17 protein-coding genes are annotated in these 16,963 nt (G+C 61.0%); 10 read left to right on the top strand and 7 right to left on the bottom strand.

The window, feature by feature from the left end:
• Positions 1 to 108: 108 nt before the first annotated feature.
• Positions 109 to 2,628: a helix-turn-helix domain-containing protein gene (locus Thiofri_RS02035; protein ID WP_009150074.1), complete on the top strand. Its 2,520-nt coding sequence runs from the start codon at positions 109 to 111 to the stop codon at positions 2,626 to 2,628.
• 50 nt (positions 2,629 to 2,678) lie between these two features.
• Here the strand turns inward: Thiofri_RS02035 and Thiofri_RS24940 are convergent, their stop codons facing one another.
• Positions 2,679 to 2,963, bottom strand: a complete 285-nt coding sequence (locus Thiofri_RS24940) for a DUF1186 domain-containing protein (protein WP_009150075.1) — start codon at positions 2,961 to 2,963, stop codon at positions 2,679 to 2,681.
• A gap of 213 nt (positions 2,964 to 3,176) precedes the next feature.
• Positions 3,177 to 3,647, bottom strand: a complete 471-nt coding sequence (locus tag Thiofri_RS02025; protein WP_009150076.1) for a DUF4417 domain-containing protein — start codon at positions 3,645 to 3,647, stop codon at positions 3,177 to 3,179.
• 488 nt (positions 3,648 to 4,135) lie between these two features.
• Here Thiofri_RS02025 and Thiofri_RS02020 point away from each other — a divergent pair, with 488 nt between their 5' ends.
• Positions 4,136 to 4,321 (top strand): hypothetical protein, encoded by a 186-nt coding sequence (locus tag Thiofri_RS02020; RefSeq protein WP_009150077.1) that lies wholly within the window; start codon positions 4,136 to 4,138, stop codon positions 4,319 to 4,321.
• Between the two features lie 3 nt (positions 4,322 to 4,324).
• Positions 4,325 to 5,602 (top strand): diguanylate cyclase domain-containing protein, encoded by a 1,278-nt coding sequence (locus Thiofri_RS02015; protein WP_009150078.1) that lies wholly within the window; start codon positions 4,325 to 4,327, stop codon positions 5,600 to 5,602.
• Between the two features lie 1,831 nt (positions 5,603 to 7,433).
• Here the strand turns inward: Thiofri_RS02015 and Thiofri_RS02010 are convergent.
• From Thiofri_RS02010 to Thiofri_RS01995, 4 genes are all read right to left on the bottom strand, one after another.
• On the bottom strand, positions 7,434 to 8,171 hold the full coding sequence (locus Thiofri_RS02010; protein WP_143741973.1) for a hypothetical protein: 738 nt from the start codon (positions 8,169 to 8,171) through the stop codon (positions 7,434 to 7,436).
• 94 nt (positions 8,172 to 8,265) lie between these two features.
• Complete coding sequence (locus tag Thiofri_RS02005) at positions 8,266 to 9,573, bottom strand: hypothetical protein (protein ID WP_009150081.1); 1,308 nt, start codon at positions 9,571 to 9,573, stop codon at positions 8,266 to 8,268.
• A 131-nt stretch (positions 9,574 to 9,704) separates the two neighbouring features.
• Positions 9,705 to 10,076, bottom strand: a complete 372-nt coding sequence (locus Thiofri_RS02000; protein WP_009150082.1) for a HepT-like ribonuclease domain-containing protein — start codon at positions 10,074 to 10,076, stop codon at positions 9,705 to 9,707.
• Complete coding sequence (locus Thiofri_RS01995; protein WP_040857810.1) at positions 10,069 to 10,359, bottom strand: nucleotidyltransferase family protein; 291 nt, start codon at positions 10,357 to 10,359, stop codon at positions 10,069 to 10,071. Before Thiofri_RS01995 ends, Thiofri_RS02000 begins: the two co-directional genes overlap by 8 nt.
• A gap of 494 nt (positions 10,360 to 10,853) precedes the next feature.
• On the opposite strand from Thiofri_RS01995, the gene Thiofri_RS01990 reads away from it, so the two are divergent.
• From Thiofri_RS01990 to Thiofri_RS01980, 3 genes are all read left to right on the top strand, one after another.
• The gene (locus tag Thiofri_RS01990) at positions 10,854 to 11,048 is read left to right on the top strand and encodes a DUF4160 domain-containing protein (RefSeq protein WP_323705825.1); all 195 of its coding nucleotides are present in this window, start codon (positions 10,854 to 10,856) and stop codon (positions 11,046 to 11,048) included.
• Between the two features lie 71 nt (positions 11,049 to 11,119).
• Positions 11,120 to 11,371 (top strand): DUF2442 domain-containing protein, encoded by a 252-nt coding sequence (locus Thiofri_RS01985; protein WP_323705823.1) that lies wholly within the window; start codon positions 11,120 to 11,122, stop codon positions 11,369 to 11,371.
• 459 nt (positions 11,372 to 11,830) lie between these two features.
• Positions 11,831 to 12,178 carry a NirD/YgiW/YdeI family stress tolerance protein gene (locus Thiofri_RS01980; RefSeq protein WP_009150085.1) on the top strand — a complete coding sequence of 116 codons (348 nt, stop codon included), beginning with the start codon at positions 11,831 to 11,833 and terminating at the stop codon, positions 12,176 to 12,178.
• 86 nt (positions 12,179 to 12,264) lie between these two features.
• On the opposite strand, the gene mtgA is transcribed toward Thiofri_RS01980, so the two are convergent.
• The gene (mtgA, locus tag Thiofri_RS01975; RefSeq protein WP_009150086.1) at positions 12,265 to 12,987 is read right to left on the bottom strand and encodes a monofunctional biosynthetic peptidoglycan transglycosylase; all 723 of its coding nucleotides are present in this window, start codon (positions 12,985 to 12,987) and stop codon (positions 12,265 to 12,267) included.
• Between the two features lie 341 nt (positions 12,988 to 13,328).
• Here mtgA and Thiofri_RS01970 point away from each other — a divergent pair, with 341 nt between their 5' ends.
• Genes Thiofri_RS01970 through Thiofri_RS01955 form a run of 4 tightly spaced genes read left to right on the top strand, consistent with a single transcriptional unit; the run spans position 13,329 to position 16,873 of the window.
• On the top strand, positions 13,329 to 14,375 hold the full coding sequence (locus Thiofri_RS01970) for an AAA family ATPase (protein WP_009150087.1): 1,047 nt from the start codon (positions 13,329 to 13,331) through the stop codon (positions 14,373 to 14,375).
• An 8-nt stretch (positions 14,376 to 14,383) separates the two neighbouring features.
• The gene (locus Thiofri_RS01965; protein WP_009150088.1) at positions 14,384 to 15,382 is read left to right on the top strand and encodes a DUF58 domain-containing protein; all 999 of its coding nucleotides are present in this window, start codon (positions 14,384 to 14,386) and stop codon (positions 15,380 to 15,382) included.
• Entirely contained in the window at positions 15,379 to 15,849 is a 471-nt protein-coding gene (locus Thiofri_RS01960; protein ID WP_009150089.1) for a DUF4381 domain-containing protein, read from the top strand. The genes Thiofri_RS01965 and Thiofri_RS01960 overlap by 4 nt, the downstream gene beginning before the upstream one ends.
• A 34-nt stretch (positions 15,850 to 15,883) precedes the next feature.
• A complete protein-coding gene (locus tag Thiofri_RS01955) occupies positions 15,884 to 16,873 on the top strand; it encodes a vWA domain-containing protein (protein WP_009150090.1) in 990 nt (329 codons plus the stop codon).
• The last annotated feature ends 90 nt before the right edge of the window (positions 16,874 to 16,963 follow it).

The following is a 16,963-nucleotide window of genomic DNA, read 5'->3' as shown; positions in this document are numbered from 1 at the left end:
CATCCGTTTCAGTAATCGCTGGAGCAAGCAGTCCCGCTGCCAACGCCGGTGGTCGTGGATGCTTTGGTTAAAGAAGCGGGGCAACGCCTTTTATTCGGGTCAAATCAGATGCCAATACAGAATCCACAATTGCAACTGGCCCAGGCATTTGTCCGCGACACCAACCGTAGCATTTTTCTGACTGGCAAGGCCGGGACCGGCAAGACCACCTTTCTGCACAGCCTCAAGGCGGACCTGCCCAAGCGCATGGTGGTCACCGCGCCGACCGGGGTGGCGGCTATCAACGCCGGGGGCGTGACTCTGCATTCCTTCTTTCAGCTGCCATTTGGGCCTTTCGTGCCCGGCAGCGAGGCCCAGCGCCAGGCGGCGGAGCGGCGCTTTAACCGGCAAAAGCGCGACATCATCGCCAGCCTCGATCTGCTGATTATCGACGAGATCAGCATGGTGCGCGCCGACCTGCTCGACGCGGTCGACTTCATGCTGCGGCGTGAGCGGGCAACCGATGCGCCCTTCGGCGGCGTGCAACTGCTGATGATCGGCGATCTGCACCAGCTCGCGCCCGTGGTGCCAGATCAGGACTGGGCTATTTTGCGGGACTTCTACAGCTCCGGGTATTTTTTCAGCAGCCGGGCACTGGCGGCAATGGATGTGGTGCCCATCGAGCTTACGCACATCTATCGCCAATCCGATGCCGACTTTATCGCGCTGCTCAATGCCGTGCGCGACAACCGACTCGATGAGGCCGCGATGGCGCAGCTCAATGCCCGCTACCAGCCTGACTTCACGCCCAGGGAGGCGGATGGCTATATCACCCTGACCACGCACAACCGCGCCGCCGACCAGATCAACGACACCCGGCTGCGCGCCCTCGCCGCCAAGCCGCGCGAGTTCGAGGCGGAGATCGAGGACGACTACCCGGCCCACAGTTACCCAACCGCCGCCACCTTGACGCTGAAACAGGGCGCGCAAGTGATGTTTGTGCGCAACGACAGCGGCGAAGACAAGCGCTACTTCAACGGCAAAATCGGCACCGTCACTCGGCTCGAGCGCGAGCGCATCCTGGTGCGCTGCCCTGGCGATGATGGCGACATCACCGTCGAGCCCGCCACCTGGGAGAACATCCGCTACAACATCGACCCCGACACCAAGGCCATCACCGAGGAGGTCATCGGCAAGTTCACCCAATACCCGCTGCGCCTGGCTTGGGCCATCACCATTCACAAAAGCCAGGGCCTGACCTTCGAGCGCGCCATCATCGACGCCGCCGCGGCCTTCTCCCATGGCCAGGTCTATGTCGGCCTCAGCCGCTGCAAGACGCTCGAGGGTCTGGTGCTGAGCGCGCCCATCCCGCGCCACGCGGTCAAGACTGACCAGCGCGTCTCTCACTATGTCGACGAGGCCACCCGGCAACCGCCCACCCAGGGCCAGCTCGATGCCGCGCGCATCGACTACCAGCAGCGGCTGCTGCGCGAGTGCTGGGATTTCGACCAGCTCGGTGCTCGGCTGCGGCGGCTGCTTGGCCTGCTGCGCAGCAATCACAGAGTCATCGATCTGCGCTGCGATGGCGACGCCCAAGCCATTGAGTCGATCGACGCGCTGGAGCAGCAGACCATGGAAGAGGTCGTCACCGTCAGCACCAAATTCCGGCGTGAACTGCAAGCCCGTTTTCGCGCCGATCAGATTCCCGAGGATGATCCAGACTTGCAGGAACGTCTGCGCAAAGCCTCGGCCTATTTCTTCGGGAAGCTCGCCGAGGGACTCAGCCCCTGGCTCGAAGCTTTTGAGTTCGAGACCGACAACAAGGCCCTGCGCAAGACCCTCGGCCAGGCACTTGAGGAGCTGCGCAAGCTGCTGACCATCAAGACCGCCTGCATCGCAAGCTGCCGGGAAGGCTTCTCGGCCAAAACCTATCTGGCAGCGCTGGCCAAGGCAAAAATCGACGAACCTCATCTCAGGTCGCGACCAAAGAAGGGCTCAGGCGCGCAGACCGGGCATGGCAAGAACGACCCACTGCTTGAAGCCCTGCGCCACTGGCGCGAGCAGAAACAAGCCGACGAAGAGCGCACCGGCGAAACCCGCTATCGCATCCTGACCCGTGCCGTGCTGCGCGAGATCGCCGCCACCCGCCCCGACAGCCTGGATGCGCTGGCGGCCATCCGAGGCATCGGCATGCGCACCGCCGAGCGTTATGGCGCCGAGATCCTCCAGCTTGTCGCCCAGCATCCGCCCCCGGTTGCGCATCAGGGTCCATCAGGGGCCGACCCCAAGACCAAAGTCCAGCCCGGCGACAGTCGCCGGCTCAGCTATCGCCTCTACAGCGAGGGCCTGGGCATCGCCGAGATCGCCGCCGAGCGGTCCCTGAAAACCACCACCATCGAAGGCCATCTGGCCCACTTCATTGGCACCGGAGAGCTGGCAGTCACCGATTTTGTCGACCAGGACAAGCTCGCGCGCATCACCACCGTCTTCGCCGAGATGGGCACCGAAGCGCTGACGCCAGTCAAGGAGCACCTCGGCGATGACGTTTCTTACGGCGAACTCAAAATGGTGCAGGCGCATCTGACTTGCGAGCATGGCGGGCAGTCAAATCCGGTAGGAGCGACTGATCGCAACGCACCAAGCCGGTGATGTCGACAGGCTGGCGGCGCGAAAGCGGCGCGCGAACCAGCCGCTCTTGGTCATTGTGGACCACGGGAATGTTTCAACAGCAACCCCAAAAAAAGTGGTTCCTCATCAACCGCAGCACTTCTTGTATTTCTTGCCGCTACCGCAGGGGCGGAGACGAGCTTCACCAGCAATGGATAGGCGGCGCGTTCGCGAAATTGCGCAAGCAGGAACATCGCGTACAACGGCAGCAGCGAGTTATCGGTATCCACGAAACCCTGCGGATCATCCGCAGCGCGCTGCAAGCACTCCAACAATACGGGCGTGATCGCCTCGCGCTGCGCCATCGCCGCGCGCACTGCGGCCTCGGGAAATTTACGCTCGAAAGTCTCGAGTTTCTGTTTGATCTCATCAACATTCGTTGGTGGACTCCGTCACAAGATAGGAATTAATGGAGCCTGAATTAATGGAGCCTGGATCGGATTGTTGAGTCAGACGCTCGAGCATGGCGTCGAGGCCGGTGCGGAAGCGGCGCTCGACGTGCGGGCGGCGCAGTTCGGCGACAGAGATGGTCAGAGTCTGGCTGGGGGGGGGATGCCGTCGAAGCAGAAGGCCCAGCTTTCCTCGTCGCTCCAGTTGACAGTCGGGATCACTCGGCAACCACGCTCTTGCCAGAAGCGCGCAACCCAGCGGGCGCGGTAGGTCTGCCAGAGCTGCATCACCCTCGGCCAGGACGGGTAAAGGCTGAAGTCCGGGGTGCAGGTCGCCCAGTATTCGCTGACATGGCGCCAGCCGACCTCCGGGCGATTCCAGGTGGTCTCGAAACGGTAGTCGTCGAGGTAGAAGTGGCAGATGTCGCGGGCGCGGTCGAGCCGATCGATGCGGGAGCGGTAGGGGCGCAGGCGCGGGGTGCCGGGGAGGTCGAAGGTTTGGGGTGCGAGATCGGGGATGCCGAACGGGGAGCTGGCGGGGAAACGCCGGGCGGTGTTGAGCGGGTCAAAGCTGCCCGGCTTGGTGAGCCAGTTGCGGGAGCTGCGGGTCAAGAGTTGGGTTCGTCGTTGCCGCGGCCGCCGGTGGGGTGTTCGTGCATGGCGCGTCTCCGTTGGGTGGGCTTGACCGAAGTTTAGCGCAGGGTGGCGGATGTGGCGACCTTGTGAGCAGCATCGGGCGCTTTGCTCGATGCAAATGCGATGACGCCAGCATCAGTCGGCGCGCAATTCCTAAGAAATAAATCGAACCTGGACCCTTTAATTTTTCCATCTCAACCTCCTCGCTTCGAAAAGGGGCCGAGGATAGTGGATCGTGGTCCTGCGTCGCTTCCTGCCAGGGGTGGCCGAATGACCGTGGAATCAGTGGCCTGATGCCTCTGGAATGGGTGGCCGGATCAGCGTGGAATCAGTGGCCGGATAATCCTGGAATCGGTGGCCGGATGGGCGTGGAATCCGCAATCTGAACCCGCCACCGGGATTTTTAAGAGAAAGGGAGCCAGCCTGACTGGCAAAACCGATATCCCAAGCAGTACCATACCGTCATGCTCTTCCACACCTTTGCTCGCCGCGCCAACCGCTGCCGCGCCAAGCGCGAGCAGCTCCAAGCCCTGACTTGGCCGGCGGAACTGACCGCCGAGCGCGACGAATTGGACCAGCTACTGGGGAAATACCGCTTCAAGGACGCGGAGCATCTGATCGAGCGTGTGCACCAACAATTAACGGGGTAAAGGATGCTCAACCTGCGCAGACTTTCAATCACATGGGTGCTCGTCGCGCTCATCCTTATAACCATTCTGGTCTACGAGCTTGTCTCCGCCACCGTCGGTAAGAGGACGGAGCAACAGGCTGCGGAGCGCATCGCGAAGAAACAAGTCGAAGCCCTGTCCCTGGTGGTTGCTCAACACATTGAGGCGCGCATTCAGCTTGATCAAGAGACCAAAGGGCTCGGCACCTATATTACCGAGCTCGAGCAACTCCGCGATGGTCTTGAGATTCGCGTGTATCGCTCGGCATCGATCATCGAGCTATTTGGTAACGGTCACGAGCATTATCATCCGGGCGAAGGTTCCGAGGATGTGCAACGGGTCTTCAGCACCGGCGAAGCAGAATTTTCCCAGACCGAGCAGCTGCTTCGCATGGCCAGACCGCTGAAAGCCACCGCCGCCTGCCTGCGCTGTCATCACAACGCCCAAGTTGGCGAGGTACTGGGTGTCGTGACTGTCGCCTCCGTGGCACAGACGATGCGCGAAGCCATCAAGGCGCTTCAGCACAACATCCATCTCACCCACGACTTGATTTCCCTATTCTCGCTTCTGGTCGGATTCGTGCTTGTCGAGCGACTGCTTGTGCGACCGATTCGGCGACTCAACCTCAAGTTATCCGAGAGCCGAGAGGTAAGCGACTATCGTTATCACCTCCACCCAGATGTCCCGCTGTGTCGCGAAATGCATGAACTCAACAGCGGCTTTGCCGGACTCATGGCGCGGCTGCGTGAGCGCTATCTGCACATGCATGAGATGGCCCATCGCGACGCATTGACCGGGCTGCTCAATCGTCGCGGCTTTGTCCCCGAATTTCAGGCGGAACTGCGCAAAGCCGAGCGTTATGGGCAGCGTATCGCACTGATTGCCATCGATTTGAATGGTTTCAAGGCGATCAACGACGCCTGTGGTCATGCCGCCGGCGATCAGTGCTTGGCGAGCGTTGCCGAGGCAATCAACGAGGTGCTACGCGAAGAGGTCCTCTTCGCCCGCGTTGGCGGCGACGAGTTTCAGCTGCTGGTGCCCAATCTGGCCGCACACGATAGGGCCGAAGCAATCGTGCACCGCATCGAGCAGGCAGTGGCCGGCATCACTGTCGACTGCGGGTCCAGCGCGGACAAGCGCTCGGTCACCACCAGCATTGGCGTGGCCATCTATCCAACGGACGCGGTGGAGATGGCGGCGTTGGAGCAGATCGCCGATCAGCGCATGTACGATGCCAAAGCGCTGAAACGCCCAGGTGCATGAGCATCAGGAGCATACATCATGGACGCCCAATCCCCCCGGAGTTCCGCCGCGCAACATCGCCACGGTGCTGGCCGCCCTGCTCACGGTGCTCGGCAGTTGGCAGCAGCGGCGGGGATGGATGCGGCGCGCTAGGGCATCAGGTTAGTCTCGAGCACGCTGCGGCCGGGCGCTCATCGCAGCATCCGGCAACGTCGGCTCATGGCCGATACCCGCCTTCTGACTTGGTCCGCATCATCGTCTTCGACCGTCATAGACGCTTGGTCGGTATCGAGTCCGGCCCAGAGAGTGCGCGGCATTTGCGCGCATGCGGCGGGTGGGCGAGTTTAGGCCTGTAAGAACGCACCGCACCCAATGAGCGCGGCGCAGCGCGCGCGGAGTGTCGGGCTTGCTCCATGACTTTAAGCTGGCACGCTGGCCGCGACGAGTCCCACCCGGAGCGCGTGTGCCGGAGCATTGGAGCCGGTGGAGCGAGAGCGACACGGGCGGAGATGCGCATGCGCCGCGCGCAGTGGTGGGCGAGGAGCGGCATTCTGGACTCTCAGCACCCAATGAGCGCGAGTGCTAGGCGGAGGAGCGCGGGGACGCGTGGTTTGCGTGCCCGCGCGGGGGAGCATGGCGCCGCGCGGTGCTGAGGGCCGCGTGCCGAGCGTGCCGCTGCGCCCTGGCGCGCGAGGAGTCCCACCCAGAGCGGGCCGAACGGAGCGGGCGGGCTTCGCACGCCCGCGCAGTGAGGCGCGCGGCGGGAGGGCGACGAGCGCGCTCGACGGACTCTCAGCACCCAATGAGCGCGAGTGCGCCGCGCGGTGCCGCGGGTCGCGCGCTGAACTCGCCGCAGCGGGCGGACAAGTCTCGCAACCACTGGCCTTGCAGGATTGGCAGGGACTGGCCGCTGGCACTCTTTCTCGCTGCGCGCGCGGTGCTTGAGGGTTGCGCGGAGCTCGCTGCGCGCGCGGGACAGGTCTCCCTTTCTTTTGTGGCGATGGATTGAGTGGCGGCTCGTGGACTTGGCTCGCGTGCTGGGGGTTGGGCTTCGTCGCAACAACAGGAGCTGCAGCAGGGCTAGGGGCCGGCAGGAGCGCAGTAGCGGGAGTGGCAGGCGTGGCGGGAGTGCTGTGCGGTGGCGGGATGCGGGGCTGCGGACGTGCGGCGGTGATGAGTTTGCCGGTTTGCGTGGGATTGGCAGCGGCGGCGTGCGCCAGGACGGCGCGCGTCTTCGGGCTGGGATGCCCTGTCCCCCTCGGGGCGCGCGGGCGGCGCGCTATTCGCGCGCGGCCCGTGCGGTGGGGGATCAAAAGCAGGTCCGGGCGGCCCGCTATTCGCGGGCGGCCCGGCTCTGATTCAGTGCCAGGGTTGGCCAATTCCCCCGGGGGGTGGGTGCCCGGCGGCACGCGGAAGGTGGGGCGATGCTTTGGGGTTGGCGGTGAGCTGGCCGCTGTAATTAAATGGGGCCTGTAATTAAATGGGGCCTGGATCGAATTGTTTTTCCAGATTTTTAATTGAACCTTCTCAATCGTCCTTGGATTGCTCCCAGCGCAAGAGTTTTGTTTTTGCTCTACCCGATCGGCGAAGTATTGCGTTCGGCGGGACATAGCTGAAATTGCTATTATGCCAACCATATCGATGTTCTACGGGCTTATCATTCGGATGTATTACGCTCCTAGCGAACATCCGCCTCCGCATTTTCAATGCTATCCGGAAGAACTCGGCAGTAAGCGGTTTCCCCTTGACCTCACAAAGTGAGACTCTTAAGTCGTGGCAAGCGGTCGCTGAAGTTCAGAAATTCTGGCGGATTAGGCAGCGACTTTGAACGCCTGTGCAATCAAATAGACAGCTATGCTTCGCGTAAGGCATCAATGAAAACAGATGCAGACAGGGTGTCGAACACATCGTGGCGTGCGTGCACGGCATTCACCCAGTCTCGGCAGGTTTCGATTGAGAGCTCCGTTCCCCCTTCTTCTCCGAGCCCAGGCGGTAGGAGCTGATGGTAGTGATCGCGCAGTGCCGTGACGGCATAGGCCAAGTGCTCTCGTCGCTCACGAGCATCATCAGGCAAGGTATTGAAAGACGAAACGACCCAGGCACAGCCGTCGATAAATGCTTGAACGGCGCCGGACCATTGGGGTTGAATTCGCTCGACATAGCTTTGCAGCACCCTGCCGTCAACCCCCTCGATTTCGGTCAATTGTAGCCAGTCGGATAGATGATCGGTCATGGCCTTGAAGGCGCTGATGGCCTCTGTGAATCGCTTGGCAGCAGCGATTTCGGCCGTATCCCAGCATGAGACTCCAGTGGCGGCCCAATCCTCTTCGGTCACGGGACGCCAGACCTGATCCAGCCATCGAAGCTCGGAACTCGATCCATCGAGGGTCAGCCGGTACATCGGCATCGTCCGGACCTGGCGATCCAGACTGCGCCCTTTGAAGGTCGACAGGATGACGATGTGCTCCCATTGGTGTTCCAATGTCCTAGTTTGAGACTCGCTGATTCCAGCCTCTTGGATCGCTTGTCGCAACAGCGGATGCGCAAGTGATATCGCCGTCAGCATGTGCTCAGGCGTTGTGCTATCCATCCGGATCCAAAGCGCTGGAGCCTCGTTCCAAATTGCTGGCTTCGCCATGAGAGAACATTGGACGCCCTGGGTTTCCAGGGCGCGCAGCTGGCACTCAATGCGCTTCGGTATCGCAAGCACCGAGGTCATGAAGCCTATCGTCGCCCGGGATTTCCCAACGTCCAACCCAGTCGCTCACCTCCGCGATCGCGGCCCAATCCGGATGCGTGGTCGGCGGTCTTGGAGGATCCCTCCGTTTGGTCAACCATTCCCGAGCCGGTACCGTGGCCAACGACTTGGGTGGCTGGCGATCCAGTACCGACTGCATCTGAGCCTTGCCCTCGGCAGGAATCGCATTGAGGTCTTTCCAGACCGCCGTCCCATGGAGGGGATTGAGGTCGGCGAGATCCAGATCGAGCATCATGTTCCACGCCGAGCCGTGCTGGCGCCGGATTTCCTCGACCATGCCTGCGATCTGCTCGACATACTGTTGGACACCCCACCAGAGCAAGACGCGCAGCACGGCGCCGAAGACCTGCCAGGTTGGCGGTTGCCAGCCATCGAGGTACAGGGTCATTCCTGGCATCGCTTGGGCATGGCGAGAGGCGAGATGCAGCAGGAAGACCTCGACATCGGTATCGGGGATCAGCTCAATACAGGCTTGAGCGAGTTCGAGCACATCGAAGCTCATCCCATCACAGAGGAGGATGTCCGTGAGCAGTCGGGAGCGAACAGGATGCAAACCATCCAGCAAAAGCCCCTGCTCCAGGGAGCGGATCAGGTATTCACGCTCCAATCGCTCGACGAGGAAGCCGAGATCCGCATCTGGGAAGCGCTTCCGCAAGGCGATCACCTCAAGTCGTCCTCCGAGTGCCGAGGCGAAAGCGACGAGTGCCAGTAGGCGAAGCTCCACGCGAGAGCCGTCTCCGCGATGAATATCCGTCCGGATTCGCTTGACCTGAGCCAATAGCTTCTCGCGGAGGGACTCGGATCGATTGACCAGATAGACGAATTCCAACAAAGGTCCTTCGCCATCATTACCACCGAGGAATCGAGCCCAGGCTTCATCGAAGGAGAGAAACTGCCCTGGCGTCTCCGGTCGAGAGAGTTGGTCATAGATGGCCTGAGCTTCAGCTCGATCCAAGCTCAGTGAGATGTCCTCGAATCCAACATCCGCCCGGGAAAGGGTCGCCCGGCGCCAATCCTCTTCCCGAACCGTTACCAACACGCGGATCTGGGGAATACGCGCCAGCTCTTCGACGATCAGCGTCCAGCCCTGGTCGTGGGGGCGAACGTCGATATAAATGACGATGGGTGCGCCAACCGCTTGAGCATGCGCGGACAGGGTCGCGGCGATCTGCAATGCCTCCCGCCGGTTCTCGATGAGCTTGATGTGCAGGCGCCACGAGGATGGCGTTTCCATGTTCAGCCGCTAACACGAGAGGGCTGTTTGCGGCTCGATCAGTCGAGATAGGGTATAGAGAATCTGCAACCGAAAGCCGCGGAGCGCTGGACCGGCAGAATCGATTGGATCGCGTTCCATGCGCCGAGGGATCAGGGACGCGGCGAGGGTAGATTCTCGCGCATGCCGCGCAAGGACTTTAGTAGCGACGGCAGATCATCCCGGATGATGCTCCAGACGGTGTCGTCATCGATTCCCAAATAGCCGTGGATCAAACGATTCCTTGTCGCGATGATGAGGCGCCAAGGGATTTGAGGGTTGGCCGAACGCACATCATCGGGAATATGCGTCGCGGCCTCGCCAATCAGCTCAAGGTTTCGTATCGTGGCGTCGTAGACGATTGAGTTGCCGACGAATGTCTGTTGGTCCAGCCCTTGTGAATAGGCCGATACCTTCTCTCCAAATGCGACCATGTCGTCGAGGTAGAAGGTCCACTCTCGCTTGCGGTCGGATGGCTCAGACATGAATCGCCTCGCGTTCGACATAAGGCGCTAGCTCTCGACGCAGTGCCTTGCGAGTGACTAGATCAACCGGGCGACCGAGGAGGTCTTCGAGATAGAACTGCACGCCGAAGTAGCGCTGCGAGGTCGAGGACCCATCGAAGGACACGAGGATGTCGATGTCGCTGTCCACTCGCTCATCGCCACGAACGGTTGACCCAAAGAGCGCCAGTTCGGAAACACCAAATAATCGAGAAAGATCCTTCTTGTGCTCGGTTAGAATCTTCAGCGTTTGGTCACGGTTCACGTTTGCACCCTGCAGTAAGATTAAAAGCCCGATTTCGCGCTTCAAGAACGGTGATTGGATCGAAATGTGCTGCAGCAAGCCTAGCATGGGATGCTATGCGTCGCGATGAGCTGAGATGAACCCGATCTGGATTGCAGGAATCCGAAGCCATTTCGCTTGACCGGCTGGTCGAAGGGGCTAGAGTGCACTTGCGCAGGCGGCAGGCATCGATCAGCAGACTCGCCATGACCAACACGTCGCCATCCTCGGTGCTGCCAGACTCGTCGGTATAGGTGAACTCCATGATCAGAAATGCCCTTAGGTTGCGCGCAGGAAGGCTCTGAGCTGTTTAAGTTTTTCCAGAATTAAATGGGGCCTGGCTCGAATTGTTGTTCCAGATTTTTAATTGAACCTTCTCAATCGCCCTTGGATTGCTCCCAGCGCAAGAGTTTTGTTTTTGCTCTACCCGCTCGGCGAAGTATTGCGTTCGGCGGGACATAGCTGAAATTGCTATTATGCCAACCATATCGATGTTCTACGGGCTTATCATTCGGATGTATTACGCTCCTAGCGAACATCCGCCTCCGCATTTTCATGTTTATTACGGAGAACACAAAGCCATCGTCGACATTCGCACCTGCGAGATCACCGACGGCGGTCTTCCAAGGAAGCAATCGAAACTGGCTTTGGCGTGGGCTGAACCACATTAGGACGAGCTGTTGGCCGACTGGACTCTGGTAATGAATGGTGAAGAACCTTTCAGAATTTCACCGCTGCAATCATGGGGAGTCTTATGTGCCCATCTACAAAACGCGTCAGGCACCTAAGGGATTACGTCATATTTTTGGAGTTTGACAATGATGAGAAGGGCCAATTGGACATGAAGCCGTTTTTGAATTTTGGTGTCTTCCGGAAGCTTCAAGATCCTGAATTGTTTGTTCAAGTTCGGGTTGCGTTTGATACAGTCGAATGGCCAAACGGAGTTGACCTTGACCCGGCATTTGTATACGAGAAGTGCGAAAAGGTGACTTGACGACCTGAACAAACGGCCGGGGAAATACGGGAACGGGCCACGTTAATTTTCTGACGTGGTGCTCCAGCCAAAGACGGTTTTGCTCTCGCTTAAGCCGCTCGGCTGAGCTTGTCGTTCGGACGAGAGACTATCTCTCACCTTGGAGTAATTGTAGAATGGCAAGTATGAAAGACACACGCAACCAAGAAAGGCTATTAAAATCGCATGACATTGACGACTCGGCGTCAGTTCTGTCGCAAGAAGAACTTCTTGCTAGCGTCTGGGAATTATCGGAAGAAACATGACTCGCTAGCAGGCACCTACGATACTCAATCAAGACTACAAAGAAATATTGTTCTTATTAATGGAGAAGGAAGTTGAACTCGTATTGGTGGGAGCTTATGCTATTGAAATTCGGAGAAACCATTGCCATCTGTGTTTTGGCCTGAGACCAAAATTGGTAAGCAAAAGAGGTGAGAAATGAAAAAAGCCGCGTTTCTTGTGATTGGTTTTCTGTGTTTATCTTCAGCGTCCTTTGCCCAATTCACAGGGCCGGTGGCAAGCGGTCAGGCTAGTACGGTCGAGGCCGCGCGCAAGGCTCCTGTTGATACCTATGTGACTGTGACTGGCAACATCCTTGCCCACCTTCGAGAGGATTACTATACCTTTCGGGATGAGACAGGCGAGGTTCGGGTGGAAATTGAGCCACCGGTCTGGCGAAACCGGAAGGTTGGTCCGGACACCAAAGTCCGGTTGATTGCTGAAGTTGATCGAAATGCAGCTGGGACCATCTATCTCTGGGTTGAATCACTCGAGATTGCGGAATAGCTCTGCCTGACGTTCATGGCCCCGGCCAGCCCGATAAATAGAACTGCTGTTTCCCGGTAAGCTGTCAGGCAATGGCACCCCGGTCCTTAGTGCTCCAGCCGCCGCAGGTAGCGCTCACCACCAAGCTGGCGCATCTGCTGGCGGATCCAGCGTGCGCGCTGTCGTACTTTTGTTGATGGCTGATCGAGCTGATAAATGTTCGGGTTTGGCAACACCGCAGCCATGCGCGCGGCCTGCTCGGGAGCGATGGCGATGGCCGGGCGGTCGAAGTAGCGCCAGCTCGCGGCTCCTACGCCGTAGGTGTTGGGGCTGAACTGGGCAATGTTCAGGTAGAGTTCCAGAATGCGCGCTTTTGGCAGCAGGGTTTCAAGCAGCAGGCTGAACCAGGCTTCAAGCAGCTTGCGGACATAGTCCCGACCGCCCCAAAGAAACAGGTTCTTGGCAGTCTGCTGGGTGATGGTACTGGCACCGCGCAGGCGCTCGCCATGGCTAAAACGCTCCAAGGCAGCCTGGAGTTCAATCAGGTCAAAGCCGCGATGGTTCGGGAAGCGTTGATCCTCCGCCGCCATCACCGCCAGCTTGAGCGACGGGGAAATGGCGTCCCAGTCGGCCCATTCATGATAGAGCCTGAACTTGGTCGGTGCGTCTCCGGCCAAGCGCTCCGCGATCCAATGCTGCATCATAATGGCCGACGTGGGCGGGTTGACCCAACGCAGGGCACCGACTGCCAGAATGGAAAGCAGCAGCAGGAAAGCGACCAGTAGCGACAACCCGCGCACCAGGCGGGAGAACAGGGACGAGCTTTTCATCCGCGAATTCGCTGACAATGGATGAGCCTGTGGCGATCAATCTGGTGCGGCGAATTCATTGGCTTATTGGGGGTTGGCATGCTGGTCCAGGATGTTCGCAAAAGCACCTTAACAAGCTGTAATCTTTTCGCATGGTCATGTTAAGACGCCTGCACTTAGGCTTTATGGTCCGGACTGGTTGCTCGCCCTCAAGCCTGTTACCGTGAAACATTAGTTCCATGCTCCGAGGTACTGCCCCGCCATGAGAGTTAGCGTGAAACAACGGCTCTATCCTACGAGGTGGTGCCTCGCGAGGGGGCCACTTCAGTGCGCCGGATCTGGATATCGAACGGAGATTTTGCATGACAGCCACTCAAACACCAAGACCCAGCGCTCCGGCGTCCCCAGCCGTGGCCGCCGCAACCCCGCCAGCAGCGGTCGCCGAGACCGCCGCTGCCTTCGCCGAGCTGCGCACCCAACTGGCCACGCGCATCGTGGGGCAGGACGCACTGATCGAGCGGCTGCTGATCGCGCTGCTCGCCTCCGGGCACCTACTGGTTGAGGGCGCACCCGGACTGGCCAAGACCTCGGCCATTCAGGCACTGGCCGAGCGCATCGAGGGCAATTTTCAGCGCGTGCAGTTCACCCCTGATCTGCTGCCGGGCGACCTCACTGGCACCGACATCTACCGCCCCGAAACCGGGGAGTTTCACTTTCAGCCTGGGCCGCTGTTTCACAATTTGGTGCTGGCCGACGAGGTCAACCGTGCGCCGGCCAAGGTGCAATCGGCACTGCTCGAGGCCATGGGCGAACGCCAGATCACCGTCGGCGGGCGCACTTATCCGCTGGCAGAGCCCTTTTTGGTGATGGCGACCCAAAACCCCATCGAGCAGGAAGGCACCTATCCGCTGCCCGAGGCGCAGCTTGATCGTTTTCTGATGCACGTGCGGGTGGATTACCCGGACCCGCGTGCCGAACGCCGGATTTTAGCCATCGCGCGAGCCGAGATGCGCGGGCGCGCGACGGGCGGACCAGCGCCGGCGACCCTGGTCAGTCAGGCGCAGATATTCGCCGCGCGCGACCAGTCCATGGACTTGCACATGGCGGAGAATCTTGAGGAGTATCTGGTGCAACTGGTGCTCGCCACTCGCGACCCGGCGCCCTACGACAGCGACCTGGCGCGCCTGGTCGACTACGGCGCCAGCCCGCGTGCCACCATCGCGCTCGACCGTTGCGCCCGCGCCCGCGCCTGGCTGCGCGGAGCCGATTTCGTCACCCCGGAAGACATCCACGCCGTGGTCTTCGACGTGATGCGCCACCGCGTGCTGATGAGCTACGCCGCCGAGGCCGAGGGCATGACGGTTGATCGCTTCGTCGCAGAACTCATCAAGCGCGTACCCCTGATTTGAGGCAACCCATGACCCGAATCGCGCCCGATGCCGACTGGCGCGTCGACGCTGGTGACTTGATCGCCCAGCGCGCGCTGGCGACCCGCTTCAGCCAGACGCCACGCCACAGATCGCGCTCAATCTTAACCGGCCAGCACCGCTCACGCCTGCGCGGGCGCGGCATGGACTATCGCGAATCGCGTCATTACCAGGCCGGCGATGACATTCGCAACATGGACTGGCGCATCACCGCTCGTGCCGGCCATGCCCATGTCAAGGTCTTCGACGAGGAGCGCGAGCGGCCGGTCATGGTGGTCGCCGACTTTGGCCCTGGCATGTTCTTCGCCAGTCGCGGCGCTTTCAAATCCGTGATGGCCGCGCGCCTGGCGGCTCTGATTGGCTGGGCGGCCATCAGCCATGGGGATCGCATCGGCGCTCTGTTGTTCGACGGTGAGCATCGCGAACTCCAGCCCAGCGGTGGCCGACGCGGCCAGATGCGCCTGATCCGCGCCCTGGTCGCCGCCGGTGATCCGGGGCCAGGGCTGGCAGCTAGCACCCACGCCAGTGAACTCAACCGCGCACTCGCGCGCCTGCGCCAAGTGATCCGGCCCGGCACCCTGGTGTGGCTACTGTCGGACTTTACCCATGCCGATGCCGAGACAGAGCGCCATCTGAGCCAACTGATCAGACACAACAGCCTGCTGGCCATCGAGATTCTCGATCCCCTGGAGCTGGCACCGCCACCGCCCGGGCGTTACCGCATCAGCGACGGTCAGCGCAACGGCCTGCTCGATACCCTGACCGGTCGCAGACGCGGGGATTATCAGCGCCTGCTGGAGACCCATCGCGCCCAAGCACGCGCCCACATCGAAGGCTGCGGTATTCCCTACGAACGCTGTCTGACCCCAGATGACCCGGCAGTCGTGCTCAGACGCGCCCTGTCCCTGTCGGCGCGACGCCCGCCAGCGCATTCGTCCCCAAGTCCAAACCAGCGTCCAGGCCAGCGCCAGAGCGAGACAGCGGCATGAAGGTCGATCCCGCGCAACTCGCCGCGCTAGACCTGCGCGATATCCACGAGCCCGCCCTGCCATCTCTGTGGCCGCCGGCGCCCGGCTGGTGGGTGCTTGGTCTGCTGCTGCTCGCGCTGCTTGGGTGGCTCGTGCGTCTGGGTTTGCGCGCTTGGCAACGCCGGCGCCTGCGCCAGCGGGTGCTGCAAGAGTTGGCCGCGTTGCCGGCCACCGATGACTGTGCGGCGCTCATTGCCGGAGTATCAGCCCTGTTCAAGCGGGTCGCGCTGCGCCGCTTTGCACGCGACCAGGTTGCTGAACTCACAGGCTCGGCTTGGCTCGAGTTTCTTGATCAAACCGGCGGCGGCGGGCAATTCGCCCAGGGTCCCGGGCGGGTGCTGGACCAAGGGCCTTACGCCCCGGCCCCCAACTGCGATGCTCCGGCCCTGCGCGCCCTCGCCCGCGCCTGGCTCGCAAAGAACCTATGAACAAGACAAAACCAGAAAAACAGACAGCCAACCTATGACCTTCAGCTTCGCCCACTGGTGGGCCTTTCTTGCCCTGCCGCTGCCCCTGCTGGCCTATCTGGCGCTGCCACGCGCGCCGGCGCTGGCAGGAGCCGCGCTGCGCGTGCCTTTCTATGCGCTGGCCATGCGCGGCCGCGTTACCCAGAGCGCGCGCCCGGCCGGGCTGATGCTATTTCTGGCGTTATTGGTCTGGCTGCTGCTGGTCACCGCTGCCGCGCGCCCGCAATGGATCGGCGATCCCTTACCGCTGCCGCTGGCAGGGCGCGATCTGATGCTGGCGGTGGACATTTCCGGCTCCATGGTGGAAGAGGACATGGTCATAGGCGCGCGCGTGACAGATCGCCTGACGGCGGTCAAAGCCGTAGCTGGGGACTTCATCGAGCGCCGCGCGGGTGACCGAATCGGGCTGATTTTGTTCGGCCAACAGGCCTATTTGCAGGCGCCGCTGACCTTTGATCGGGAAACCGTGCGCACCCTGCTGTTTGAGTCCGCCATCGGCCTGGCCGGGCGCGAGACGGCCATTGGCGATGCCATCGGCCTCTCGGTCAAGCGCCTGCGCGACCAGCCTGCCGAGCAGCGGGTGCTGATCCTGCTGACCGATGGCGCCAATACTGCCGGTGCCATTTCGCCAGACAAGGCGGCAGAACTGGCGGCCGAGGCTGGCGTGCGTATTTACACTATTGGCATCGGCGCCGATCCGCGCGGCCCCTTCGGCATGTCGCTCGGGCGCAATCCGCTTGATGAACGCACCCTCAAGGCCATCGCCAAGCAGACCGGCGGGCGCTACTTCCGCGCCCGCGACCTGCGCGAGTTGCAGTCCATTTACGCCCTGCTCGATGAATTGGAACCGGTCGATACCGAGGAGGAGGGCTTCCGTCCGGTCATAGAGCTATTCGCCTGGCCGCTGGGGATGGCGCTTATCTTAAGCGCGCTCGCCGCTGCCGCGCGGCTTGTGGGAGCGAACATTTTTGCCCATGAATCTTGAAATCATCGCCGCAAACTAACCGCGTAGCTGGTCAATGCAATCGGGGCGAATGAATCCGCCCCAATCATTGAACATCTCAAGCAACAACGA

Origin of the sequence: Thiorhodovibrio frisius (assembly GCF_033954835.1) — a bacterium.
In the GTDB taxonomy this organism is placed as follows: Bacteria; Pseudomonadota; Gammaproteobacteria; order Chromatiales; family Chromatiaceae; genus Thiorhodovibrio; species Thiorhodovibrio frisius.
Note: the sequence above shows the minus strand (reverse complement) of the source record. Positions and strands in the feature narration are given on the sequence as shown.